Here is a 26,375-nt window from a genome sequence, read left to right on the forward strand (position 1 = left end):
CCAGATTATTCCTATACAATGCTACGCAAATGTTAATTACCTACAAATGCTAAGGACTCTCCATGGAGATTAGACTCATTTCTGCCACCATCGCCTTAATACTCGCTGGTTGTGGCGGTGGCTCAGAGGACTCGGGTAGCACAACACCACCGACAGAGCCGCCAGTCCAACCTCCAGCTGTGACTCAATATACGGCGAGTACAAGTTCGGTCTTAGGTGGCAAACTCGCTCCCACCAGTCAAAAGGTCGATGCGGGTAAAAGTGCCAGCTTTAGTGTTCAAGCCGATAATGGCTTTGTGCTGGATAGCATTAGCGGCTGTGGCGGTACGCTAACAGAACTGACCTACACCACTGCGGCGATGAGTGCCGATTGTGCTATCACCCCAAGCTTTATCAGCAATGCTGAAAATGCCATTCGCCATCAAGACCATACCCTTGCCAGCGCCCATGAGCTGATTGATTTCAGCACAGCCGAACTTGCCAAAGTAGATGCTGCCCGCAAGGCGCAAATCACCGAGCTCTATCAAGGTGTGGGTAACAGCATCAGTTGGCATCCGACCCACGATTCCATCACCTTTTCGAGCTTTATGCCGGAAAACACTTTTACCTTACTGCCATCGAATGTGGATGGCAGTGGCGCCAGCGCCGTACGCGGTTTAGTGATGGCGGGCGAACAACAGGGCCAGCGTTATGCCGCCATGGGTGGCAACCTGTTTGCGGTTAATAATTCGGATCAGAGCGATAAGCTGCTGAAAAACCTTATCGGATGGCTAACCAAAGGCGGCGATCAACAGGATGGCCTTAGCATAGTCACGGCACAAATGCCGAGCCGTGCCGACAGCTGGTATTTCCCCCATAACGAAGGGATCCGCACTTGGCTAAGCAAGTATTATCCCGATGCTCACAGTATCAATGCCGCCAATAGCTGTGATTACAGCGCCCTCGCCAACTGTATCGATACCTTAAAGCCGGACTTAATTGTTATCAGCGATATTGATCGAGATGGCCTAGGGTATGCGGGCATTCAAGCTGCCATTGCTAAAGCCAAGGCCGCAGGAATTCCACTGTTGGTCTCAAACTACTGGCGTAATCAAAGCCCTATGCTCTCGCCACTCTATCTTGAGATGGGGCTCTCTACCGCGGGAAACTATTGGTCCAAACTCAATGCCGATAATCTGAGTGTGAGCACTATTCTGGCGGAAGATAAAGCACTAACAGATGTAGAAAAACTACTTGCCAATCTGCGGGAACAACGCTTCGATACGCAAGTCCTCAATGACTGCAGCGGCAACTATTTAAGCTGTAACAACAGCGCCTTTGTCGAGGCCTTTAAGGCGGGCGCGGATTGGTATCGCAGCAATGCCGAAACCTTAGATAACAATGATATAGATGCTTTTAACAGCCCTAATTTCAGCTTGATGAAAGCGGGGTTACTGCTCGCCGACAAGTATCGCAGTGAAATCGATTACCCCATCGCCTACACCGAATCCGTCCAGTGGCAGCAAGCCCTGTTTGCCGATTGGACTGTCAGCTACGCCCGCGCCCACAACCTCGCCCAACCTGACTTAGGCGAGTATGTCACCGACAGAGCCAATCTAAGCAAGGGCAACAATGCCCATTACGCTTATCCTGCCACAGTGACGGAACGTAAAAGCATCACAGTGCCTTACTCCGGCCAGTGGACAACCACGGGCTGGTACGCCTTACCCGGACAGACCATCACCCTCAGCCGCTTAGATAACACAAATGCCAATGTCGAAATTAAGCTGAATTATCATAGACGCAACACTAACCGCGCCTATGAACAAAAGGTTTATCGCGCACCATTGGAACTCGCCCAGCAGCGCCTTAAGCTTGCCAAAGGGCAAAGCATTGAGTTTTCAACCCCCTATGGCGGCCCGATTTACCTCTATATCAGTGGTGGCGAAGGTGCGCTCAGTGTCGATGTGCAAGCCAAGAATGTGGCTAAGCACCCCAGCATTATGGATTTTTCCAATCCAGCGGAAATCACGGCCTTCAATGACAAGATCCAAAACACTGAGCTCCCCCATGTGGATCTTCGTACCGATGGCGCCGAGCAACATTTGCGCCGCGACCGTTTTATGAATGCGATTGGCGGTAAGATCCCGGATGTCAATGCGCTGCTGAAGAGCATTGTCGAGGATCATATCAACAGTGTGTATACCCTCGCCGGGCTGAAGATCCAAGGTAAGAGCTTAAGTGAATCTCTCCCCTCGGATGTGCTTGCAAGCTGTCAGGCACTGTTTGGCGCCGATTGCACCGATGCCAGTTTGCATACCCGCAGCATCATCCAACACGCTAACTATGACCAAAACGCCCACTGTGGCTCAGGTTGTAGCGGTAATCCATGGGATGCGGCTTGGAATATTTCACCCACGGGTTGGGGAGATAACCACGAACTCGGCCACAATCTGCAAACCAACCGCCTCAATGTGCAATATGCCACTGCCGCCAATAGCGACAATTGGACAGGCTATGGCAGCCGCGCGGGGGAAAACTCCAACAATATCTTCCCCTATGTGGTGCTATGGAAGACCCATTACTTGCGTGACGGCAATACGAGCAGCATCACCGATGGTCATATGAATCACAAAGATCTCTTCTATGTGTTTATGTCCGATGCCGCTGGCACCACGGATACCAGTGGCAAACGCGTGGTCTTCGGCGCCAACTGCAAAGTGCTCGATGCGGGCGAAGACAGATACACCGCCCCTTGGGCCAGCAATGCCTACGCGGTACACAATGGCTATCGCATGGCGTTTTACATCCAAATGGCGCTAAAAGCCCATGGCATGACACTCAGCGACGGCACCAGCCTAAGCAATGGTTTCAATATCTTCACCCTGCTGTACCAGCACAGCCGCATCTTTGGTAAATACGCCAATAATGCCAGCGACTGGGAGGCTAACCGTAGCAAACTCGGTTTTGACTTGTTCCCATACGAAGGCCATAGCGTTTACGGTGGCAAAACGGTGAGAGATATTCCAGGCAATGACTTTATGCTGGTATCACTGAGTAAACTCACAGGCAAAGATTGGCGCAGCCACTTTGATATCTTGGGTCTGCGTTACTCAAGCCTCGCCGCGGCGCAGGTGATGGCAAACGCCAGCCAAGGTACGGTGCCTATGGGCATGTATGAGCTCGAAACCGATTTACCGCCGGCAAATATGAGCCAAGGTTTAAACTTTATCCCGCTGTCACTTAGCGATGGCAGCACATTGTGGAAGGGCACAGGCTCACCTAGCCAATGTGCTAAGCCTTAAGAGTAATAGATGTCGATAGCCTGACACCTAAGCCCAATCACCAATAAACCTCGCCTATGCGGGGTTTATTTTTGCCCTAAAGCGTGAGCTAACGCACACAAGTCCCCCTTTGGCGGGCGCACTATCTAGACCCAACAAAAATATCAGGGGGTATTTATGGGATATTCGATCAAAGACATTATTTATCAAGGGGAAAAGTCTGGCGTGCACAATTGGCAAACGCTATCGGGACAGAATTTTTATTGGCACCCCGACTGGTTACATATCGCAGAGGATCTGACCGGTCACAAAGCCACCGCCCATATTCAGGCCGATGGCGATAAAGCGACCCAAAGCGAGGCCGAGCAAGCCATTGTGAAGCACCTCAACCGCGGCAAATAAGTGTTAATGGCCCGACGCAATCGCCTTGCGGGCAATTTTATCGATTAAACCCGGTGCAATCAGCTTTAGCCAGCGCCCGAGTCGACCACGCAGCGACGTAATAAGCTGTCGACCTCGGGTAGCGATCACTGGGAGCATCATGTTCGCACATTGCTCGGCGGTGATAATTTTGGCTTCCTGCATCGGGGATTTACCAAGGGGCTTACCCTCGCCATCGAGGGCACGCTTATGAATCTGTGATACGACAAAATCGGGACAAATCACAGTCACGGCGACATTATCATCCGCCAGCTCAATCCGCAGTGAATCAAAAAAGCCGATAACCGCGTGTTTAGAGGCGGCATAGCCACTGCGTGTCGGCACGCCCGTTAACCCTGCTACCGAGGCCACCACCACCACCTGACCTTGGCTCGACTTTAAATAGGGTAAAGCGGCGTGAGTTAAATACGCAGGACCTAAATAGTTGACTCGCATGATATCTTCGAGCACAGACAACTGATTGAGCTCATCAAAACGTGACCACATGGTCAAGCCCGCGTTATTCACGAGAATATCGAGGCGACCATAATGAGTAATAGTGGCTTGAATTAAGGCTTCACATTGGGAGGCGCTACTGACATCAGCGGCAAACACAAAGGGAGTCGGACCATAGTTCGCGATTTCGAGGGCAAGGGAGGCTAAACGTGTTTCATTGCGGGCACTGAGCACCAGTTGGCAACCCACCCGTGCCATAGCGATCGCCAGCGCGCGGCCAATACCTTCCGAAGCGCCCGTAATAATGACTACTTTCCCCGTCAGTCCATCCATAACTATTCCCTTGTTACCAATGTGTTAATTATGCTCCGAGGTAAATTGGCATAATCATCTTAAAAGCGCAATCCCCTAGGCGCGTTGTGCCGCCTGCATATCAAACTGCTGGCAATAACTGGCCAAAGGTTGCGGTCGTCCGATTGCATAGCCTTGAGCGTAGTTAATACCAATCACTTGTAATCTATCGATAATCTCTTGGTTTTCGACAAACTCGGCAACCGTCTCAATCCCCATCACTCGGCAAACATCTTGAATAGATTTAACGATAGCGTAATCCTTGGCATTGACCGCGAGGTTCTTCACGAAGCAGCCGTCGATTTTAACATAGTCCACCGGCAGTTCACGCAGATAACCGTAGGACGCAAAGCCACTGCCAAAATCATCCAGTGCGAAGGAAAACCCGAGTTTACGCAGCTGCCTGAGCATTTCCATGCCACGCTGACGGTTTTGAATCGCCGTAGTTTCGGTGATTTCAAAGCAGACACATTGGCTTGGGATATCAAAAATATGTTGCTGCTGAGCTATGTATTCCACCATGCCTTCGGCGCCTAGACTATTGCCAGAAAGGTTGATTGAAATACAGTGATCCGGCCACAGCTGTGGATTTAACGACAGCCACAAAAAGGCTTTACGTATCACCTCTTTATCGATTTCTGGCATCAACTTAAAGCGCTCCGCCGCCGCAATAAACTGCGCTGGCGCTAGAATACGACCACAGGGCTCTTGGATCCTCAGCAGGATTTCCATCCGTTGCCGTTTGGAACTCGCCCCTAAACCGCGGATCGGTTGGTAGTAGAGCAGCAGTTCGTTTTCCTCAATCGCTTGCGCGATACGCACCGCCCATTTAGGCGCGTTACGCTGATAGGTCAGCTCTTTATCTTTATCATCGTAAAAATGGATTTGGTTTGTGCCCTTAGCTTTGGCAGCGATACAGGCAATATCCGCATCCTTGAGCAGCTCCAAGGCATTGATATAAGGCGCACGGCCAAAGGCAACCCCGATACTCAAGCCGACCTTATAGTTACAGTTTTTATCGTGCAACACCTGCAGCGAAACCTGAGCAATGATCTGTTTTAACTGCTGCGCCACAGATAAAGCAGTGCTATCGCAGATCACTAAGCCAAATTCATCGCCCCCGAGGCGGGCTAACAAGGTCTGTGGCCCGAGACAAGACTGAATCGCCCGCGCTACTAAGACCAACATGCGATCACCGGCTGTATGCCCACAACTATCGTTAATCAACTTAAACTGTTCTAAATCCAGATAACATACCGCGATGCGCTTAGCCTGACAGGCAAACTGCGGTAACTGCTCTTCGAAGGCTTGGCGATTCAATAAGCCAGTAATGCCATCGAAATTTGCGCGTTTTTGCAGCTGACGTTTAAGCAATTCTTCTTGGGTGATATCCCGCAGCACCACCACAGTACCAGTAATTTCTTTATCATGATTCAACACGTTACTGATGCTGCGCTCAATAATCCGTGGCGTGGCGGTTAAAAGCTTGATCTTGGCGACTTGCGGCGTGGTCTCCCCTAAGCGCATACAGTGGAATACGGCTTGATTTAACTGCTCCCCCGCTTTTAATAACGACGCTAAACTCTGACCCACGGCGTAACAACTGGCGACATCGAGTAAGGACTCGGCCTTGGGATTCATGTAGATCACCTTGGCATCGATATCGGTCAGGATCACCGCCTCGGCAATCGACTCCAAAGTCGTTTTACCACGTTCTTTCTGCTGGTATATGCGGGCAAGTAAGCTGTTCACTCGGCTGGCCAACACTTCTAACTCGGCGTTGCCTTCGCCGCTCACAGGGCGATACACGCTAGCCGTCGGGTCGACCAATGCCAACTGCTTCATCATGCTCTTAAAGGGCTTTAACAGGCCTGCGCGCAGCCAAATGTAACCCAGCGCCACAATCAACACGCCGAGTAGAATAATCCCCACCGAAACCCAATCGAGATCGAGCTTTACCTCTTGGAAAGGTTCGGTTGAAAACTGCACCTGCAGATACAAGGGAGTGTTATTCAGCAAACTCGGGATTGGGACGAACCCGACATAATCCTTTGCTGTTGCCAGATTGCTGCTGCTCATTTGTACCTGAGTGACTAATGGCACTTGGGCATATTCTAGTAAGTCTTGTGCCGATAACTGGCGCACCAAGAGCACATATTCTTCGGGGGCCACCGCAACCGCGGTAACAACAAGCCCAACATCCCCAGCAAGATAAGCTCCTGCAAGCTGAGGTTTATCGGCGGCAAGTACCGCGCGGGCTATTTCCTGTTGGGTTGGCAAGGCAATGCTGGAGGTATTGGCGAGGACACTGTGCAGCTGTCCGCCTTGCAGAATAAACCAATGCAAATTGGCGGATATGGCACTCTCACGCCATGATGATTCGATTGACTCTAGCAGATCGCCATCGACCCGAGACAGAGGCGAAGCGTAGATATTAGTCAGGAAACTTAAGCGGTCGAGATCGATATGAAACTGTTGTTGAACATTGGTCAGCTCATGCTGCACATTGTCTTGGCGCAACTGCTCGACCCTATGGTCGAACCAATAACCGAGGCAATAGGACACAAGCACAACCGCAGGCAAACAAAACCCCGCAATAAATACCAATATTTTGTTGCCTATGCGCATCTTCTACCACGGCTTTCGTAATTAAATTGATTAACGGCTTTACATAGTCCCTTATAGCGCCATGCAACATAGCTTATTTGCAAATAGGATTAAATATCACTTTGCTTTATCCGTTGCTAAAGTAAGCAATAGCATGCATTTAATTGTTTAAAACACCTTTGATTTAGCACAGCTATTCGATAAATAAGTTTCTAAAAGTTAGATGTTAATCAAGATCCTATGTTCTAAATCCGTTTGTAAATACTTTGTTTCCTATATTATTTTGATTGAACTGCGCGTTATCAGGCAGTGTACTTCGTGCTTAATCAATCCAGCTCAGCGAAGGAAACACAGCAATAAAAAACGGACCCTAGGGTCCGTTTCTTCTTCAGTATCGATTACTTATGGTACTGCTTAGATTGAGCATGAACCGCCTTGATTAAGGCACCCGCATGCTCTGGGTCAACGTGCTGGTGAATACCATGGCCTAAGTTAAACACATGGCCTGTACCTTCACCGTAGCCCGCCAGAATTTGAGCCACTTCTTCTTCGATACGTGGAATTGGTGCGTACAGCATAGATGGGTCCATGTTGCCTTGCAGTGCCACTTTATGGCCTACACGGCGACGGGCATCGGCAATGTCGACAGTCCAATCTAACCCTAAGGCGTCACAGCCTGTTTCAGCCATGGCTTCTAACCATAAACCACCGCCCTTAGTGAATAAGGTCACTGGCACTTGGCGGCCATCGGCAAAGCGAGTCAGGCCATCGACTATCTTCTGCATATAACGCAGTGAGAATTCACGGTAAGCCGTGTGCGATAACGCGCCGCCCCATGAGTCGAAAATCATCAGCGATTGCGCGCCGTTAGCAACCTGCGCATTCAGGTACAGAGTCACTGAATCGGCTAACTTGTCGAGTAACATATGCAGCGCCGCTGGCTCTGCGTAGGCCATCTTTTTAATTTTTTCGAAGGTTTTGCTCGAACCGCCTTCAACCATGTAAGTCGCGAGTGTCCAAGGCGAACCAGAGAAACCAATCAATGGCACTTGGCCGTTCAGTTCACGGCGAATAGTGCTAACCGCTTTCATCACATAACCCAGATCATCTTCTGGATCGGGAACGGCTAACTTTTTGATGGCATCGATAGTGTCTGTTGGGCGCTCAAAACGTGGGCCTTCGCCCGCCTCAAAATACAGACCTAAACCCATAGCATCGGGAACTGTCAGAATATCGGAAAACAGAATCGCCGCATCCAGCTCGTAACGACGCAGCGGTTGTAGCGTTACTTCACAGGCCAATTCATGGTTTTTGCATAAAGACATGAAGTCACCCGCTTGAGCGCGAGTCGCTTTGTATTCAGGAAGATAACGACCTGCTTGACGCATCATCCACACTGGAGTCATATCAACAGGCTGTTTTAGTAGGGCGCGTAAATAACGATCATTCTTTAATTCTGCCATTTGGCTTGATTCCTAGACTTATTGAGATCCGCTGGGTCGGTAGTTTAGCATTTACGCGAATAATGTAACCAATATGAGCTAATTTATGTGAGCTAATCCCCATCATTGCTGTCCATTTAAGCACTTATCGTCAAAATGCTAGCCAGATAACATACTGTTTATTAATCGAACCCAAAGTCACACTAAGACAGAAAAAAGTTGCGCTGGTTTCCTGCCTTTGGTATAAAAAGTTTGCGCTAGCAAGAACAATCAAGAAGCTCGTCGCATCGAGCCTGCTATATACATTACTCGCCCAACGATAGGTTTCTATCGTTGGGCTTTTTATTTCCGCATTTTTTTATACAAAACAGCTGGTTTGTCCATCTGCCAATTCTCGCAAATCCCAACAAAAAGGGTTGATCCAAGAGCTATTTCTCCCCTACATTAGAGTCATGTCCTGGCACTTAAATGGAATGCATCATGCTGAGAGAACTCGAAAAAGCAGAACAAAAGTGGGGCGGTTCAAATAAGCTTATAGATCAATGGCTAGAAAATCGTCGTAAACTCTTGGTGCATTACTGCCAGATAGCGGGCCTTCCTCCCTATGGGAAAGCCGAAAAATCCCTTCCTTCCTTCGACCATGTAAAATCCTTTTGTGATTTATTAGTCGATTACGTCTCCGAAGGCCATTTCGAAGTCTATGACCAAGTGGTCAATGCCTGTGAAAAATTTGGCGCCTCGAGCAAAACCTTAGCCCAGCAAGTACTGCCGAAGATCACCCCTACCACCAATGCGGCATTAGATTTTAATGATAAGTACGCCGAAGCGCAGGATGATCAAGTGTTATACCAGCTCGATAAGGATCTCTCCGAACTGGCCCACACCATGGAAACCCGTTTCGAGTTAGAAGATAAATTGCTCGAAGTGTTACATAACCAGTATTCAGAGCACGCCCAGCAAGCCTAATTAGTGCTAACCGTTATGCGCCGCGAGTCGCATGATTACTCGTCGCTTGGGCAAGTCGCCATCTTTAATAAATGTTTGAGATTGGCAATAGCCTCTTAACCAAGTACTTAGCAATAGCATCCACAAACAAAAAAGCCAGCTTTCGCTGGCTTTTTCATTGTTATATCAATCGATTATACAGCTGATTGAAAGATCACTTGTGATGCTTTCTTAGTGTAAGAATCGATTTGATCGAAGTTCAAGTAACGGTAAGTGTCAGCTGCTGTTGCATCTAACTCTTTCGCGTATTCTTGGTATTCTTCAACCGTTGGCAGACGACCTAACAGGGCTGCAACTGCCGCTAACTCCGCAGAGGCTAAGTAAACGTTAGCGCCTGTACCTAAACGGTTCGGGAAGTTACGGGTAGAAGTTGATACTACAGTTGCACCTTCGGCCACACGTGCTTGGTTACCCATACACAGTGAACAGCCTGGGATCTCGATACGCGCACCAACGCGACCGAAAATACCGTAGTAACCTTCTTCGGTCAGCTGGTCTTTATCCATCTTAGTCGGTGGAGCAATCCACAGACGAGTTGGCAGCGTCTTAGCGAACTTGTCTAACATCTTACCGGTCGCACGGAAGTGACCGATGTTAGTCATACAAGAACCAACGAATACTTCGTCGATTTGCGTTTGCGCAACAGAAGACAGTAATACAGCATCGTCAGGATCATTAGGAGCACACAGGATTGGCTCTTTGATCTCGTTCAGATCGATTTCGATCACTGCAGCGTACTCAGCATCTTTATCGGCGCTCATCAACTCAGGATTCGCTAACCACTCTTCCATGCCTTTGATACGACGTTCGATAGTGCGACGGTCACCGTAACCTTCAGCGATCATCCACTTCAGCATAGTGATGTTCGAGTTCAAGTACTCGATGATTGGCTCTTTGTCCAACTTGATAGTACAACCTGCTGCAGAGCGTTCTGCAGAAGCGTCAGACAGTTCGAAAGCCTGTTCTACTTTCAGGGTTTCTAAGCCTTCGATTTCCAGTACGCGACCAGAGAAGATGTTGATCTTACCTTTCTTCTCAACGGTCAGCAGACCCATTTCAATCGCTTTTAATGGGATTGCATGTACTAGGTCACGTAGGGTGATGCCAGGTTGCATCTTGCCCTTGAAGCGCACTAATACTGATTCTGGCATGTCCAGAGGCATCACACCGGTCGCCGCAGCGAAAGCAACTAAACCAGAACCTGCTGGGAATGAAATACCGATTGGGAAACGCGTATGTGAGTCACCACCAGTACCAACGGTGTCAGGTAATAACATACGGTTTAACCAAGAGTGGATAACACCGTCACCTGGACGTAAAGATACACCGCCACGGTTCATGATGAAGTCTGGCAGCGTGTGGTGAGTGTTCACGTCAACGGGTTTTGGATAAGCGGCAGTGTGGCAGAATGACTGCATAGTCAGGTCAGCACTGAAGCCTAAACAAGCTAAGTCTTTCAGCTCATCACGGGTCATAGGGCCGGTAGTGTCCTGAGAACCCACAGAGGTCATCTTAGGCTCGCAGTATTGGCCTGGACGCACACCAGCAACGCCACATGCTTTACCTACCATCTTCTGAGCAAGGGTGTAACCTTTGCCAGAATCTGCAACGTCTTGAGGACGTACGAATACGTCAGATGCTGGTAAACCTAAAACTGAACGTGCTTTGTCAGTTAAACCACGGCCGATGATCAATGGAATACGACCACCCGCACGCACTTCGTCTAACAGTACGTCGGTTTTCAGGCTGAACTCAGAAATCACTTCCTCAGTGCCATGACGCTTAACAACACCAGCGTATGGGTAAATGTCGATCACATCGCCCATTTCCATTTTGCTAACGTCAAGTTCGATTGGCAGTGCGCCCGCATCTTCCATAGTGTTGAAGAAAATCGGGGCAATTTTGCCACCTAAGCAGAAACCACCAGCACGTTTGTTAGGAACGAATGGGATATCATCGCCCATGAACCACAGTACTGAGTTAGTCGCTGACTTACGTGATGAACCAGTACCAACAACGTCACCCACGTAAACTAATGGGAAACCTTGGGTTTTCAGTTCTTCTAATTTCTTGATTGGACCCACGCTGCCAGGTACATCAGGCTCGATACCATCACGCGCGTTTTTCAGCATAGCTAAGGCGTGCAATGGGATATCTGGACGTGACCAAGCATCAGGCGCTGGTGACAGGTCGTCGGTGTTGGTTTCACCAGAGACTTTGAATACGGTCAGGGTGACTTTGTCCGCTAACTTTGGACGGCTTAAGTACCAGTCTGCATTTGCCCAAGCTTCAACCACTTGTTTAGCATAGGCATTACCCGCTTCCATTTTCTCAACCACATCGTGGAAAGAATCAAACATCAGCAGAGTGTGAGACAAGGCTTTAGCGGCTAAAGGCGCCAGAGCTGGGTTATCTAGCTGAGCGATCAGCGGCTCGATGTTATAGCCACCTTGCATAGTGCCTAACAACTCAGTCGCACGTTCGGCAGACAGGATAGGTGAAGTTGCAGTGCCTTTAGCTACCGCATCTAAGAAAGCGGCTTTTACGTAAGCGGCTTCGTCAACACCTGGGGGAATTCGATTTTCTAGCAGGTCAAGAATAACGGCTTCTTCACCAGCGGGGGGATTTTGAACCAATTTAACCAGTTCAGCCACTTGATGTGCATCTAATGGCTTAGGGACTACGCCCTCTGCAGCACGTTCTGCGACGTGTTTACGATATGCTTCTAGCACGGCAACATTCCTCTTTGTTTGGCGCTCTAACAACGAAACTGCACGTCTTCTCAATTGAAGCTGACAGTCCGACATGATCGACCCGTATTTCCGGCCAGCAGTATACTACAGCTTTGCAAAAGTATGAATCAGGTCACACTCGGCGAAAGACGAAATAAGGGCTAAATCCGGAGGTGCAGCTCAACTTACGGCAAGAATAAAACAAGGGAAATTAGACAATAGTTTGAAAACAGACAAAAAACCATAAGCGACAAATAGTTAACATAAGTTAATCAATTTAAAATCGAACGATTATTTTTTTGCTCACAACCGTCAGGTAAGCGTAAATATTTTTAAACTATGTCTTTTTAGGCTTTGAAGATGCCAAGCTTAAACATACACTCAAGTTCCCAGAGCATAGCGCTTAGTAATCCTTCCCATCCCTTGGAGTAGTAATGACATCCCTTAGTATTCAAGCTGTTATTTTTGATATGGATGGTGTGTTAATCGATTCAGAACCCCTTTGGCAGCGGGTTGAATATGAAGTGTTATCGGCGCTTGGCGTGCCTGTTACTATCGAAACGATTCAACAAACCACGGGTTTACGCATCGACCAATGTGTCGACTATTGGTATCACAAAGCCCCTTGGGCCAATTACGACAATGCTAAGGTCAGCAAAGCCATCGTCAATAAAGTCGCAGAGGAGATCCTGATAACGGGCGAAGCCATGCAAGGGGTTCAGCAGGCGATGGAATACTGCCAAGCCAAAGGCTTAAAGATAGGCTTAGCGACCTCCTCTTTTTACACCATTATCGAAGCCGTACTCAGTAAACTCGGCCTCAGCGATAAGTTTATGGCGGTACAATCCGCCGAAGGACTCACCTATGGCAAGCCGCATCCCGAGGTTTACTTAAATTGTGCGGCCGCCTTAGGAGTCGACCCGCGTTATTGCCTCGCGATTGAAGACTCTTTTAATGGTCTGATCGCCGCCCGCGCCGCCAATATGCAAACCGTTGCCATTCCCGCACCAGAGCAACGCGGTGAGGCGAAATGGATTGTCGCCCACCACCAAGCCGACAGCCTGTTAGATTTACCGGCGATCTTGGGCTAATCACAGCACCAAATTGCGAAAAGCAAAAAGCCAGACATCCGTCTGGCTTTTTCATTTTCATCCTATGGATTACCAGATTTTCACGCGCTCTTCAGGTTTTAAGTACATCTTGTCGCTCTCTTTCATCTCGAAGGCTTTGTAGAAGGCTTCGATATTGCGAGGCGTACCCATAGCACGGTAGTGGCTAGGTGAATGTGGATCCGTCAGCAAACGACGACCCAACTCTTCATCACGGTAGTTACGGCGCCATACCTGTGACCAACCGACGAAGAAACGCTGCTCGCCCGTTAAGCCATCGAGCACTGGTGCAGGTTTACCGTTTAAGCTCATCGCATAGGCACGCGCAGCCACAGTTAAACCACCTAAGTCACCGATGTTTTCGCCTAGTGTTAAATCACCGTTCACAAACTTACCGGGCAAGGCTTCATAGCCAGAATACTGCGCCGACAGTTGCTTACCGCGTTTTTGGAACTCTTCACGGTCTTTATCCGACCACCAGTCACGCAGGTTGCCGTCGCCATCGTATTTAGCACCTTGGTCGTCGAAACCATGGCTGATTTCGTGGCCAATTACCGCACCGATACCACCGTAGTTGACCGCATCATCGGCTTCCATATTGAAGAATGGCGGTTGCAGAATCGCTGCTGGGAATACGATTTCATTGCCTACAGGGCTGTAATAAGCGTTGACCGTTTGTGGTGTCATATGCCACTCGGTACGATCGATTGGCTTACCTAACTTGTTGATCATGTCTTGATATTCGAAGTTGGCGTAACGCATATAGTTACCCACCAACTCATCAGGCTTGATCTCTAACGCTGTGTAGTCTTTCCACTTGTCTGGATAACCAATCTTGTAGGTAAACTTAGACAGTTTTTCTTGAGCAGCGACTTTCGTTTCTGGCGTCATCCACTCGAGTTCATTGATGCTGACTTCGAAGCCCTTGATCAGGTTTTTGATCATGGTTTCCATGCGGGCTTTCGCTTCTGGCTTGAAGTATTGCTTCACATACTCCTCACCCACTAACTCACCAATCACTTGATCGGCGCCATCTACAGCCTTTTTCCAACGTGGTTGTTGCTCTTCAATACCCATTAAGGTTTTACCTTTGAAGGCAAAGTTAAGGTCAACGAAGTTTTTGCTTAACAGCTCAGCATAGCTATCCACTAAGTGGAAAGTCAGATAATCCTGCCAAGCAGAAACGGGGAAGGCATCAAAATTAGCGCCTAACTTTTCTAAGTATGATGGCTGACGCACGATGACTTCAGTCACTTTATCACCAAGGCCTGCGCTAGCCGCAAAGGCATTGATGTCAAACTTGCCGGTCAGCTTTTGCAGCTCAGCACGGCTCAGCTTGTTGTAAGACTTGTTAGCATCGCGAGATTCAACACGGCTCCACTGGCTCTTCGCGATCATCATCTCGATGTCGGCCACGTTTTTCGCTGCGCGTTTGGCATTCTTGTAGCCAGCTTCGGTCAAAATATCGGTCACATATTTCGCCATCGCTTCGCGGGTTGCGGCAAACTTAGCATCATCTTTCAGATAGTAATCACGGTCTGGCAGGGTTAAGCCCGACTGACTGATATACACAGCATATTGGGTAGAGTTTTTCGCGTCGTTATTGACGTAGAAACCAAAGGGAATGCCTGAGCCGCTGGTCAGTAATTTGCCCATCACAGCGGGTAATTCGCCGTGGGTTTTCACCGCCGCGATATCCGCAAGCAGAGGATTAAGCGGGGTCACGCCTAAGGTTTCGAGCAAATCGGTATTCATAAAGCTGGCGTTAAAGTCACCGATTTTTTGATTATTAGAGCCAGGAGCAGCATCTTTTTGCGCTGCGGCGGCATCGATGATTTTTTTCAACGCATCCTGGCTTTGATCGTACAGCACAGAGAATGCACCGTAGTTAGACTTGTCGGCAGGGATAGGCGTATTCGCTAACCATTTACCGTTCACGCTGTAATAAAAATCGTCTTGATGGCGAACTGAGGCATCAAAGTTTTGTAATTCAATGCCAGAAACCGCGGCGACTTCAGTTTTAGGCTCGCTGCTGCAAGCGGCTAAACCTAGGCTCAGGGCAATCCCCAGCGCCAGTGTGCTAATCTTCTTCATTGTTTTCCCCAGCTTCCGTTGAGAGTGTTGTTATTTTTTCCTGCAAAACCTTAGCATTTTGCCTAGTTTGGCTGTAGCAAGATTTTGTAAAAGGTTATGACACTTAGTGATATTTGCGCAAACGAGTATAAACAGGATTTTCAGGTCATGCGGGAATAATGTGCCGATAAAAAGACGAAGGGCACAACCTCAGTTATGCCCTTCGCTCAATTTAGAAGGCTTTACCGACGAATAAATACAGGGATTTATCACCCATATCGGTCACACCAAAGCCAAGTGCAGCCGGCCCCATGGAAGTATCTGTACCTATGTAAAGGCTAGAAGCATAGATAAGATCTGAGAGTGAGACTTCATCCCGTTCAAACCATACGTTACCCGCCTCTAAACTTAAGCCTAAATAGAGCGGATAATCCGTCATTCCGAGGGCATCGCGACCTAAATCATACTGATAGACAAAGGCACCGAAGAGCTTATGGGCGCCTGTTAACGAGTCCTTGTGATAACCAGAAAGATTTAAGAAACCACCTAAATCCGACAAGTGCAAGGTATTGAGCCCATCGTTATTGTTGGTCGCTATCGAGGCTTTACCCACAAAGGCATGATTGCCAACACTCAGCGCCCCTTTCCAATCGGCCTCAACCTGCACGCTATATTCGTTCTCATTGTTGTCGACGAGATCGTCAAAATCCTCATTGCGCACATACACATTTAAGGTGATTCGGTTACCCGATGTTGGGAAGCTGATACTGTCTAAGCTGTCATAACCCGCTCTTAAGTAGGCGCCGTAGGATTTAAAATCGAAATCCTTAATCAGCCAGGCATCGTTGACGATAACGCCCTTTTCCGCCACTAGGCCAAACTCAATAAACCCTTGTAAAACATAGTTATAGCCAATACCCAGTTCAACGGTGTGGGTCTTCTTGTCGAAGATAAGGGCGCGGTTGTTGTTATCGTACAAGTCCCAATTATGGATATCGTATTGATAACGGGCTCGACTATAAAACTCTTGGTCCCTGTCCAAGGGTTGATAAAACTCAGTCGCAAATAGTTTTTCAAAGCCTAATTTGACTTCGTTACGCCACTCGCCGCCGTTAAATGTTAAGTCGGTCATGGTATAAGCCATGTCGAAACTGATGGCCGAATCGGTACTAAAGTCATCTTCCCAGTTAAAGCCGAGTTGGAAGTAATTTGGCCCCCAGGATTTCGCACGGGTAGTCACAGTCAGCACTCGGCCTTCTTCGCCTTCCACAAACTCAGCATCCACACGCTCAAATTTGTTTAAGGCATAAATCCGTTTTAACGCCTCGTTTAGCTCATCTTTAGTCACGGCTTGGCCGGCTTTCAGATCTAAGGTTTCCTTCAATAGGTTCAGACTAACCTTAGACTGGTTATCAAATACGATTTCTTTAATGGGATGCGCCACATCCGCCATTAATAACTTGCCCTTGGTTTTCTTCGCATCCACATAGGCGGCATATTCTTCGGTGCTGACACTCATGCCCTGCAATTTATCCAGTTGACCATTAGCAGCTTCTTTCCCTAACGTCAGGGCCAAAGGCATGATGGTAAAGTCTGTGGTGCTTAAGGCATCGATAGCGGGACGGATCAATACGTCTTTATCTGTTAGTAATTGTTTTTGCTTTTCGGTACTGGCATTGGTCAGGAAGTTAGATAACTGGTCGAGCACCGCAATCGTGCTATCCAGTTTGTCTTTTTTCACCAGCGGCGAGCCGATATCCACGGCAATGATGATATCCGCGCCCATAGCCTTAACCACATCGACGGGCATATTGTTGGCAATCCCACCATCGACTAACAACTTGCCATCGATCTGAGTCGGTTGCAGTGCACCCGGCACAGTCGCAGATGCCTGCATGGCTTTGACTAAACTGCCGCGGTCGATGACGACGGGTAAACTGGTTTCTAAATCCGTCGCGACCGCACGATAGGGAATCGCTAAGGCATCAAAATCGCCAAATTGCTGTACCAGATCGGTTGATTGGCGTAATAGCTGCGACATGGTTTGCCCACGCAACAAGCCGCTAGGAGCCCTAACCTCTCCTTCGTTGTAACCTATGTTGAGCGGAATATTGTAACGATCACGTAACTGCTTATCTCGATAACTCAAGACGTTACGCGGAATGGTATCCGAATAACCGCTGTCCCAATCGACCCCCATCATAATGGCTTCGACTTCACTCGCGCTGTAGCCCAAAGAGTACATGCCAGCAACATAGGCACCGATACTGGTACCTGCGATGTAGTCCACGGGAATATGATGTTCTTCTAGGATTTTAAGCACGCCCACGTGCGCAGCACCTTTAGCGCCGCCACCACTGAGTACCAGCCCAACCTTAGGTCGTTCCGCCGCATACAAGGGCGTTAGCAAAAAACATAAAAAGACAGAAGCGAGTATTCGACGCATCATAATGGGCTACTTTTTATTGGATAAAAAATTCAACTTATCTTAACAAATTTATTGATTTAACCGTCAGCGATATTTTATCTGAACCGATGAGTGATTAAGCAATACAAGATAAACACAGTTCGCTATTCCGCAACGAAATAGCGAAGTGAATGCAATAGACAAACGCTCAAAATAACGACCAATATTTCACAAGTAACCCGCATCAGCATGACTTGGAAATAACCCTAAACTTAAGATCCAAGAGTCGTTTTTTGCAGTAAATATCGTTCGAACTCTGTCACCGACATAGGCTTAGCAAAATAATAGCCCTGCACTATATAACAGCCGCGGCTAAAGACCTGTTCCAACTGTTCGACCGTTTCGACCCCTTCGGCCACCACGGTTAATTTCAAGTTGCGGGCCAGCTCGATAATACTGCTAACAATCGCCTGATCCGCAGAGTTAGTCGCGATATCGATTAAGAAGGAGCGATCAATCTTCAAGGTATTCACATCAAAATGACGTAAGTAAGCCAAAGAAGAATAGCCAGTGCCGAAGTCGTCAATAGCCACTTCGATTCCCAATTCTTTAAGCTGAGTCAGATGGCTTTTCGCCGCTTGCACTTCCTTCATCAACACGCCTTCGGTAATTTCTAACCCGAGGGATGAGGTCGGCATTTGGGTATCGGCTAAGATTTTTTTCAAGCCTTCGACAAAATCCGGCTGGCGGAAATGCACCGCCGAAATATTCACCGACAATTTAAAGGGGGCCGCACAACGTTTTACCCACTTAGCACCATCCAAACAGGCGCGGCGGAATACCCAGCGGTCGATTTCAACCACTAAACCACAGGCTTCGGCGACCTTAATAAAAATATCGGGACGGATATAACCTTCCTTCGGATGGCGCCAACGGATTAAGGCCTCCATCCCAATAAACTTATCGCCCCGCAAGATATCGATCTGCGGCTGATAATAAAGCTCAAACTCTTCGCGCTCGATGGCCTTACGTAAATCCGCCTCCAAGCGTAAATGATAAAGCGCTTGGGCATTACGTTCCGACGAATAATATTTAAAGTTGCCGCGCCCCTCTTCCTTGGCGTGGTACATGGCAAGGTCGGCATTTTTAATAAAGGCTTCAGGCTGCACCGCATCGTCGGGCCAAATACTGATCCCGATACTGGTAGAGATATAAAACTCCCGACCAAACAACTTAAATGGCGCCACAATTTGTGCCAGTAACCGCTCGGCAATGTGGTTTATCTCGTTTAAGTTATTGGCGTTTCTTAGCAGGATCACAAATTCATCGCCACCGAAACGACAGAGCAAATGCTCACTACCAATACAAGACTGCAAGCGGTTGGAGGCTTCCACCAGCAAGGCATCACCCATGCTGTGGCCATAGGAGTCGTTTACATGCTTAAAGCGGTCGAGGTCGAGGAATAACAGCGCCAGCTTTTCGCCACTCTGCTGCGCAGTCTGAATCGATTGCAATAAACGGCTGGAAAACAGCGAGCGGTTTGGCAGCCCAGTTAGCACATCATAATTCGCCAGTCGCCTCAGGTCCGCCTCGGTACGCTTCCGCTCGGTGATATCCGAAAAGACAATCACATAATGCAGTGAGCTATCGTTAGCCGATTGCATCACAGAGACGTTAAGCCACACGGGGCAAATCAGTCCATTCTGCCCCACTAACTCGCGCTCACCCGTCCACGAACTGTCTTGGCCGAGCAACTGATGCACTTCGGTCGAGAGACCATCCTTCATTTGCACAAATTGGGAGAAAGATTGCCCGACGAGATCATGCTGCTCTGAACCAATAATCTGCTGCGCCGCATGGTTTGCGACTCGAATGTTTTCATCCACATCTAAGATCAGCACGCCCTCTGAGGTATTCTCAAAGGCTTGGGCGAGGAGATTGATTTCATCCTCTAGCTGACGCTGCAGGGTAATATCACTGTAGATCCCCGCCACCCGCTCAATCACTTGGGTATGGCGATTGCGCGACACTGGGCGACCTCTCACCCTTAGCCAGCCCCAGTTACCGTCTCGACGTTGATAGCGATACTCGGCCTCAAATCTGTCAATCTCGCCAGCCAACATACTGTTCCACTGCGCGAGGGCCTTATCCCTATCCTCTGGGTGAACGGGGAGTGTCTCGAGGGAAACGACTATCTCATTGGCATGAGTGCCCAGCACCGCGCCTCGGTTATCGAGGTAAAAGCTTTGGGTATCTCTATGCCACTCCCAAAGATCGGAATCACTGCCACGCAGCGACTGGCGCAAACGGTCATCACTCTCGGTCAGTGCTTGGTTCATCGTCATAAAAGTCCGCACCTGGCGCTGACGATACCAAGCGAGGCTCAAGGCGATGATCGAAAACGTTAGCAGTAATACGCCTTTAAAACCCTGAGTCAGCCACCAATGCTGCTCAACATAGAAGGGATAAGCGAAGGGTTTATCCGACCAGATGCCATTCACTTGGCTTAAGATTTCCAACTCATACTCGCCCGCCGCCAGTCCTGCGAGGTTTATCTGCGACTCGCCTTGCAGCAGCACATAGTTATCCTCTTCCCCTTGGTAACGCAGTCGGTATTTAAATTGGATCGGCGAATCATCGAGATAATCGAGGTTAGTGATCTGCAAACTCACCATATTGGCATCGGGTTTGACGACCATCATAGGTTTTGGCAGTAGCGAAACTTCCGTGCTGTTATCGTAATAGACAGACACAGACTCGAGCATCACATGATCGTCGGTAATACGGTTGACTAACTTGTCCACATCGAGGTGCATCACCCCTTCCGGGGTGCCGAGATACAAACCAAACTCGGGCGAATAAAAGTAAGCCCCCTCGTTCAACTCATTGGAAATCAAGCCATCGAGCTGATCGAACATAGCGATGTGGCCAGTCGCGATATCTTGGCGGATCAATGAATCGGCGCAGGCGACTAGATTAGCTTTAGGCGTCTTTTGGATAAAAAACACTGAGCTGCAATTCACTTGCCACAGGGCTGTGAGCGAGACCAGCTCACTGCTATTCAGGTGATACTCGAATAATCCCTTTTCGTAGGAGCCAAACCACATCACCCCGGGTGACATTTCTTCAATATGGCTCACTGTCGGCATGGCACTTAGGCCATTGAATAAGTTTCGTTGATCATGGAACTCATTCGCCTCGTCGATATAGCCGAAGACCCGCTTGCCACCGACCCACAGCTTACCATCGGAGGCACGATACAAGGTTCTAATCGCTGGGCGCTTAGGCTCTGCATCCCCTTTCACGGGCTTATCGATATTAAAGGCTTGCGGCGTTAATAACCCCGGCTCCCAGAAATACAGCCCTGTAGAACTCGCTATCCACACTCGCCCCTTCAATTGAGGATCGGCATAGGTGCGGTAAACCAATTTGTTTTTAAATTCATCTTGGCCATTGATCCACTTTGCAAAACTTTCGCCTTTTAGTGTTTGCCTATCGACCACAAACAAACCACTGGTGCTTGAAACCAGTAATGAATGATCGGCAAACTCACTGATATCGTAAATGCTCTCGTGCGATAACAAGCCTTCAATCTGGATATCTATGGCTTGCTGGGTGTCCTTGGCAATAAACATCACACTCGAAGAACCAAGCCATAACCCCTCCGGTGTGGCAAGCACAGACCAAATCATGGCATCGCTTAGTGCGTAGGGTTTGTCTGCGGTATAGGTCTCTAAGATAAAATCGGGCTGGGATGCCAGCAACGCCAAACCATCACCCGAGCCGCCCACCCACATCAGACCTGACTCATCGAAAAGCATGGCCTTGAGGATTTCCATATTGGCCTGTTTTTTCAGCTCTTCTTGATAGTTTTCTATCTGGTGTGTCTCTGGCGTCCATTTTAATAAGCCAAAACGACTGGCAAACCACAGTGCGCCCTTAGGACCTTCGACGATCACTGTGCTCCAATCGGGCAATTCAGGCACGGGCTCAAGTTGCTGCGAGTTAGTGTCGAGTCGATACACCCCGCGACTCGTCGCTAGCCAAACTCGATTTTTAGAATCCTCAAGCATATCGAGAATACTGCCCATAGACTCAGTCCAAGTGTATCGATGCACTGTCTTGCCCGCATTATCGAGCAGCTGTAACTCAAACTGTCCTGCCAACAGCATCTGTCCATTAGGCAGGGCCAGCAGCTTGCGCCAAGGCAGATCACGATTCACCGGCAGTTGAGTGACTAGAGTGAGTTCAGCTTTAACAGGCGAGTATTGATAAATCTGGCCATTATCGATCAGTAATAACCAGTTTTGTGCGTTCATCCGCGCCGCAGAGACGAGAGCACCACCGGGAAAGTGTGGAAATAAATCGGGGGAGCCAAACAGAATAAATTGGTTATGACTGATATCGTAGAGATACAGTGCTGCGTTAGTGCTCACCAACAGCTTATCTTGCCCAACATTGACTACTGAGTTGAGGAAATCATCAGCAATGCGCGACTCAGTACCCGTTTTATCGATACGTCTGACCTTAGAATTGCTCACACGATATAAGCCCTGCTCGGTCGCCGCCCAGACAAAACCATGGTCATCTAAGGTCAAGCCGCGGATACTGGTGGCGGCTAATCCATCTCTATCGGTGAATACACGTTGCACAAATCCACCAGCCCAAACCATGTTCAGACCAGAGATAAAAAGGATGAAACATGCCAGAAGTGTTTTAGTTATTCTTGTTTGCATTTGATGACTTACTTCATACCATAGTTGTACTGTAGCAGTTCAAAAGCCTCAATTCACCCGCTTGTTCACATTAAAGTTACAATTTTATCAATGCAATAAAAAAGCGCCCTATTGGACGCTTTTTTAAGAAAGGTATCAGCTTACTTTTTCTTTGCCTTTGGGTTTGGCAGGTCAGTAATAGAACCTTCGTAGATTTCAGCCGCTAGACCCACTGACTCGTGCAGCGTTGGGTGAGCGTGGATAGTTAATGCTAAATCTTCAGCATCACAACCCATTTCGATTGCTAGGCCGATTTCGCCTAACAGTTCGCCACCGTTAACACCCACGATAGCACCACCGATTACACGGTGAGTGTCTTTATCGAAAATCAGCTTAGTCATACCTTCGCTGCAATCAGAAGCGATTGCACGGCCAGAGGCAGCCCATGGGAAAGTCGCTGTTTCGTAAGCAATACCTTGCTCTTTCGCTTCTTTCTCAGTTAGACCAACCCAGGCCACTTCAGGGTCTGTGTAAGCGATTGATGGGATCACTTTTGGATCGAAGTAGTGCTTCATACCCGCGATCACTTCGGCCGCTACGTGGCCTTCATGCACGCCTTTGTGAGCCAACATTGGTTGACCAACGATGTCACCGATAGCGTAGATGTGCGGTACGTTAGTACGTAATTGCTTGTCTACGTTGATGAAACCACGCTCATCGATCTTAACGCCTGCTTTTTCAGCGTCGATCAGCTTGCCATTTGGCGTACGGCCGATAGCCACTAACACTGCATCGTAACGTACTGGCTCAGTTGGCGCGCTCTTACCTTCCATCGAAACGTAGATACCGTCTTCACGGGCTTCAACCGCAGTCACTTTGGTTTCGAGGATCAGGTTGAATTTCTTCTTGATTTGCTTAGTGAATACGCGAACAACGTCTTTGTCAGCCGCAGGGATCACTTGGTCGAACATTTCAACCACGTCGATTTCACTGCCCAGAGAAGAGTAAACCGTACCCATTTCTAAACCGATGATACCGCCGCCCATAACCAGCAGTTTGCCAGGCACTTCTTTCAGTTCTAATGCGTCGGTCGAATCCCAAATACGTGGGTCTTCATGGGGAATGAATGGCAGTTTGATTGGGCGAGAACCCGCAGCGATGATCGCTTGGTCAAACTTAACAACGGTCACAGTACCGTCTTCAGCGGTCACTTCTAAGCTGTTAGGGCCAGTAAATTTACCGAAGCCATTAACAACGTTTACTTTACGCATTTTAGACATGCCGCCTAAGCCACCAGTCAACTGGCTGATCACTTTTTGCTTGAAGCTGCGTAACTTGTCTAAATCGATTGTTGGCTCGCCGAACACTACACCGTGTGCAGCAACGGCTTTGGCTTCTTCGATGACTTTAGCAACGTGTAACAGGGCTTTAGATGGGATACAACCCACGTTCAGACACACGCCACCTAAAGTGCTAAAACGTTCAACGATAACGGTTTCCAGACCTAAGTCAGCCGCACGGAAGGCCGCAGAATATCCAGCAGGACCTGCACCTAATACCACTACCTGAGTTTTGATTTCGTTACTCATGTTTTCCTCTAATTCTCATTCAATCCGTTGGAGGAGAGTAATCCTGCCAACCGAAAATGCGCCAGCGCGTAAGGTGGGCGCATTTTAACCTGTGTTTGATACTGATCACAATAAACAAAAGGCCACTCAAGATGAGCAGCCTTATTTGTTTACAGAATCAAAGTACGAATATCGGACAGAATTCCTGACAGGGTCACGCTAAAGCGTGCAGCCATAGCACCATCGATCACGCGGTGATCGTATGATAGCGACAGCGGAAGCATCAATTTAGGCTCGAATTCTTTACCATTCCACTTAGGCTTAATTTCAGATTTAGACACACCTAAAATCGCCACGTCTGGGTAGTTAACGATTGGGGTAAATGCAGTACCACCAATGCCACCTAGGCTTGAAATAGTGAAGCAGCTACCCTGCATATCGGCAGACTTCAGCTTACCGTCACGGGCACGGATAGAAATATCGGCTAGCTCACGAGATAACTCGATAATGCCTTTCTTATCCACATCACGTACCACAGGTACCACTAGACCGTTTGGCGTATCAACCGCCACACCGATGTGGTAGTACTTCTTCTGGATCAGTGATTCACCGTCGCTGCTTAAGCTTGAGTTGAACACTGGGAACTGTTGCAGCGTTTTCGCCACAGCTTTCATCATAAAGACCAGCGGAGTGATCTTATAATCGGCTTTCTTCTTCGCTGCCGCGTCGTTCTGCTGCTTACGGAACTCTTCCATCTCGGTGATATCAGCCTCATCGAACTGAGTCACGTGAGGAATGGTTACCCAGTTACGGTGCAGGTTTGGACCAGAGATCTTCTGGATACGGCTTAATGGAATTTCTTCCACTTCACCAAACTTGCTGAAATCCACTTTTGGTGCAGCAATCACTTGCAGACCACCACCGTTACCCGCTGCAACTGAGGTTGCTGCTGTCGCCTTAGGACGAGACAGTTCGTACTTCACATACGCCTGTACGTCTTCCTTCATGATGCGACCTTTACGGCCAGAACCCGTCACTTGAGTGAGATCCACACCAAATTCACGGGCCAAACGGCGAACCGCAGGAGACGCATGCACCACACCAGTTGCCACTGGCGCACCCGCACTTGGGTGATGTGGAACTGGTGGACGGCTAGGAGCGGCAGCAACAGGTGCTGGTGCCGCTTCTTGGGCAACTGGTGCAGGCGCTGGCGCTGCTGCTTGAGGTGCAGGAGCTGCACCTGCACTTGCTGTTGCAACGGAAGTAGTCTCAATCGTCGCGATCACGCTACCTTGAGAAACCTTGTCACCCACTTTAACGGTTAACGACAACAGTTTACCGGCGAATGGCGCTGGTACTTCCATGGTCGCTTTGTCGGTTTCAAGGGTAATCAAGCCTTGATCAACAGTGATGTCATCTCCCACAGACACGAGCACTTCGATCACATCGACATTGCTCGCATCACCAATATCTGGCACTTGGATTTCTTTAACCGCAACCACTGGTGCCGCAGCGGCGACTGGAGCAACTGGCGCTGCTGCTTGTGTGACGGAAGATGCCGCTTGAGCAACTGGTGCAGAGGCTGCTGGTGCGCTCGCTTGTGGCGCTGCGGCAGGTGCCGCGCCGCCCACTTCGAGCATGATCACTAATGAGCCTTGAGAAACCTTGTCACCCACAGCCACTTTCACTTCTTTCACCACACCCGCGAATGGCGATGGTACGTCCATGGTCGCTTTGTCGGTTTCTAGCGTGATAAGGCCAGCGTCAATCTCAATCTTATCGCCAGCGGCGACTAAGACTTCGATAACAGACACATCGGTGTCACCACCGATATCCGGCACAGTGACTTCAACCACTTGGGTTGCGCCCGTCGCAGGCGCAGCAGCCACAGGGGCTGGAGCCGCTTGTACTGGAGCAGGTGCTGCTGGCGCAGGAGCGGCAGCTTGAGCAACTGGCGCAGCTTGAACATTAGCCGTGCCCGCTGCTTGCATCATCGCAATTAAGGTACCTTCGCTTACTTTGTCACCGACGGCCACTTTCAATTCGGCTAACACACCCGCGAACGGCGCAGGAATGTCCATGGTCGCCTTGTCGCTTTCAACGGTCAGAATCGACTCTTCCGCTGCTAAGGTATCGCCCACAGAAGCACAGATTTCGATAACCTGTACTTCATCGCCGCCGATATCAGGAACAAAAACTTCTTTTAATTCAGCCATTTTCATTGCCT

At 48.9% G+C, this 26,375-nt stretch carries 13 protein-coding genes; 4 read left to right on the plus strand and 9 right to left on the minus strand.

The window, feature by feature from the left end:
• The first annotated feature begins 62 nt into the window (after positions 1-62).
• The gene (locus B5P39_RS13695; protein ID WP_088211896.1) at positions 63-3,284 is read left to right on the plus strand and encodes an ImpA family metalloprotease; all 3,222 of its coding nucleotides are present in this window, start codon (positions 63-65) and stop codon (positions 3,282-3,284) included.
• Between the two features lie 156 nt (positions 3,285-3,440).
• The gene (locus B5P39_RS13700) at positions 3,441-3,665 is read left to right on the plus strand and encodes a hypothetical protein (protein ID WP_088211897.1); all 225 of its coding nucleotides are present in this window, start codon (positions 3,441-3,443) and stop codon (positions 3,663-3,665) included.
• Between the two features lie 3 nt (positions 3,666-3,668).
• On the opposite strand, the gene B5P39_RS13705 is transcribed toward B5P39_RS13700, so the two are convergent.
• The 3 genes from B5P39_RS13705 to hemE all read right to left on the minus strand — a co-directional run bounded on the left by B5P39_RS13705 (position 3,669) and on the right by hemE (position 8,560).
• Positions 3,669-4,472 carry an SDR family oxidoreductase gene (locus B5P39_RS13705; RefSeq protein ID WP_088211898.1) on the minus strand — a complete coding sequence of 268 codons (804 nt, stop codon included), beginning with the start codon at positions 4,470-4,472 and terminating at the stop codon, positions 3,669-3,671.
• A 75-nt stretch (positions 4,473-4,547) separates the two neighbouring features.
• Entirely contained in the window at positions 4,548-7,118 is a 2,571-nt protein-coding gene (locus B5P39_RS13710) for a putative bifunctional diguanylate cyclase/phosphodiesterase (RefSeq protein WP_088211899.1), read from the minus strand.
• A 377-nt stretch (positions 7,119-7,495) separates the two neighbouring features.
• Positions 7,496-8,560 carry a uroporphyrinogen decarboxylase gene (hemE, locus tag B5P39_RS13715; RefSeq protein WP_088211900.1) on the minus strand — a complete coding sequence of 355 codons (1,065 nt, stop codon included), beginning with the start codon at positions 8,558-8,560 and terminating at the stop codon, positions 7,496-7,498.
• A gap of 459 nt (positions 8,561-9,019) precedes the next feature.
• Here hemE and rsd point away from each other — a divergent pair, with 459 nt between their 5' ends.
• Positions 9,020-9,505, plus strand: coding sequence for a sigma D regulator (rsd, locus tag B5P39_RS13725; RefSeq protein ID WP_086017236.1), 486 nt, complete (start codon positions 9,020-9,022; stop codon positions 9,503-9,505).
• A 173-nt stretch (positions 9,506-9,678) separates the two neighbouring features.
• Here the strand turns inward: rsd and acnB are convergent, their stop codons facing one another.
• On the minus strand, positions 9,679-12,276 hold the full coding sequence (gene acnB / locus B5P39_RS13730) for a bifunctional aconitate hydratase 2/2-methylisocitrate dehydratase (RefSeq protein WP_088211901.1): 2,598 nt from the start codon (positions 12,274-12,276) through the stop codon (positions 9,679-9,681).
• A gap of 434 nt (positions 12,277-12,710) precedes the next feature.
• Here acnB and hxpB point away from each other — a divergent pair, with 434 nt between their 5' ends.
• Positions 12,711-13,367 (plus strand): hexitol phosphatase HxpB, encoded by a 657-nt coding sequence (gene hxpB, locus B5P39_RS13735; protein WP_088211902.1) that lies wholly within the window; start codon positions 12,711-12,713, stop codon positions 13,365-13,367.
• A gap of 69 nt (positions 13,368-13,436) precedes the next feature.
• Here the strand turns inward: hxpB and B5P39_RS13740 are convergent, their stop codons facing one another.
• The 5 genes from B5P39_RS13740 to aceF all read right to left on the minus strand — a co-directional run bounded on the left by B5P39_RS13740 (position 13,437) and on the right by aceF (position 26,364).
• Positions 13,437-15,479, minus strand: coding sequence for a M13 family metallopeptidase (locus B5P39_RS13740; protein WP_088211903.1), 2,043 nt, complete (start codon positions 15,477-15,479; stop codon positions 13,437-13,439).
• Positions 15,480-15,690: 211 nt separating this feature from the next.
• Positions 15,691-17,907, minus strand: coding sequence for a patatin-like phospholipase family protein (locus B5P39_RS13745; protein ID WP_176399938.1), 2,217 nt, complete (start codon positions 17,905-17,907; stop codon positions 15,691-15,693).
• A 230-nt stretch (positions 17,908-18,137) separates the two neighbouring features.
• Complete coding sequence (locus tag B5P39_RS13750) at positions 18,138-22,601, minus strand: EAL domain-containing protein (RefSeq protein ID WP_088211904.1); 4,464 nt, start codon at positions 22,599-22,601, stop codon at positions 18,138-18,140.
• Positions 22,602-22,741: 140 nt separating this feature from the next.
• Positions 22,742-24,169, minus strand: coding sequence for a dihydrolipoyl dehydrogenase (lpdA, locus tag B5P39_RS13755; RefSeq protein WP_011715641.1), 1,428 nt, complete (start codon positions 24,167-24,169; stop codon positions 22,742-22,744).
• A gap of 149 nt (positions 24,170-24,318) precedes the next feature.
• A complete protein-coding gene (aceF, locus tag B5P39_RS13760) occupies positions 24,319-26,364 on the minus strand; it encodes a dihydrolipoyllysine-residue acetyltransferase (RefSeq protein ID WP_088211905.1) in 2,046 nt (681 codons plus the stop codon).
• Between the last annotated feature and the right edge of the window lie 11 nt (positions 26,365-26,375).

This window comes from Shewanella sp. Shew256, assembly GCF_002196695.1.
Classification (GTDB): domain Bacteria; phylum Pseudomonadota; class Gammaproteobacteria; order Enterobacterales; family Shewanellaceae; genus Shewanella; species Shewanella mangrovisoli.

Bases quoted from the DNA above. Each gene is read 5' to 3' on its own strand.
- B5P39_RS13695 (WP_088211896.1), top strand. From the start codon at position 63: ATGGAGATTAGACTCATTTCTGCCACCATCGCCTTAATACTCGCTGGT.
- B5P39_RS13700 (WP_088211897.1), top strand. From the start codon at position 3,441: ATGGGATATTCGATCAAAGACATTATTTATCAAGGGGAAAAGTCTGGC.
- B5P39_RS13705 (WP_088211898.1), bottom strand. From the start codon at position 4,472: ATGGATGGACTGACGGGGAAAGTAGTCATTATTACGGGCGCTTCGGAA.
- B5P39_RS13710 (WP_088211899.1), bottom strand. From the start codon at position 7,118: ATGCGCATAGGCAACAAAATATTGGTATTTATTGCGGGGTTTTGTTTG.
- hemE (WP_088211900.1), bottom strand. From the start codon at position 8,560: ATGGCAGAATTAAAGAATGATCGTTATTTACGCGCCCTACTAAAACAG.
- rsd (WP_086017236.1), top strand. From the start codon at position 9,020: ATGCTGAGAGAACTCGAAAAAGCAGAACAAAAGTGGGGCGGTTCAAAT.
- hxpB (WP_088211902.1), top strand. From the start codon at position 12,711: ATGACATCCCTTAGTATTCAAGCTGTTATTTTTGATATGGATGGTGTG.
- B5P39_RS13740 (WP_088211903.1), bottom strand. From the start codon at position 15,479: ATGAAGAAGATTAGCACACTGGCGCTGGGGATTGCCCTGAGCCTAGGT.
- B5P39_RS13745 (WP_176399938.1), bottom strand. From the start codon at position 17,907: ATGATGCGTCGAATACTCGCTTCTGTCTTTTTATGTTTTTTGCTAACG.
- B5P39_RS13750 (WP_088211904.1), bottom strand. From the start codon at position 22,601: ATGCAAACAAGAATAACTAAAACACTTCTGGCATGTTTCATCCTTTTT.
- lpdA (WP_011715641.1), bottom strand. From the start codon at position 24,169: ATGAGTAACGAAATCAAAACTCAGGTAGTGGTATTAGGTGCAGGTCCT.
- aceF (WP_088211905.1), bottom strand. From the start codon at position 26,364: ATGGCTGAATTAAAAGAAGTTTTTGTTCCTGATATCGGCGGCGATGAA.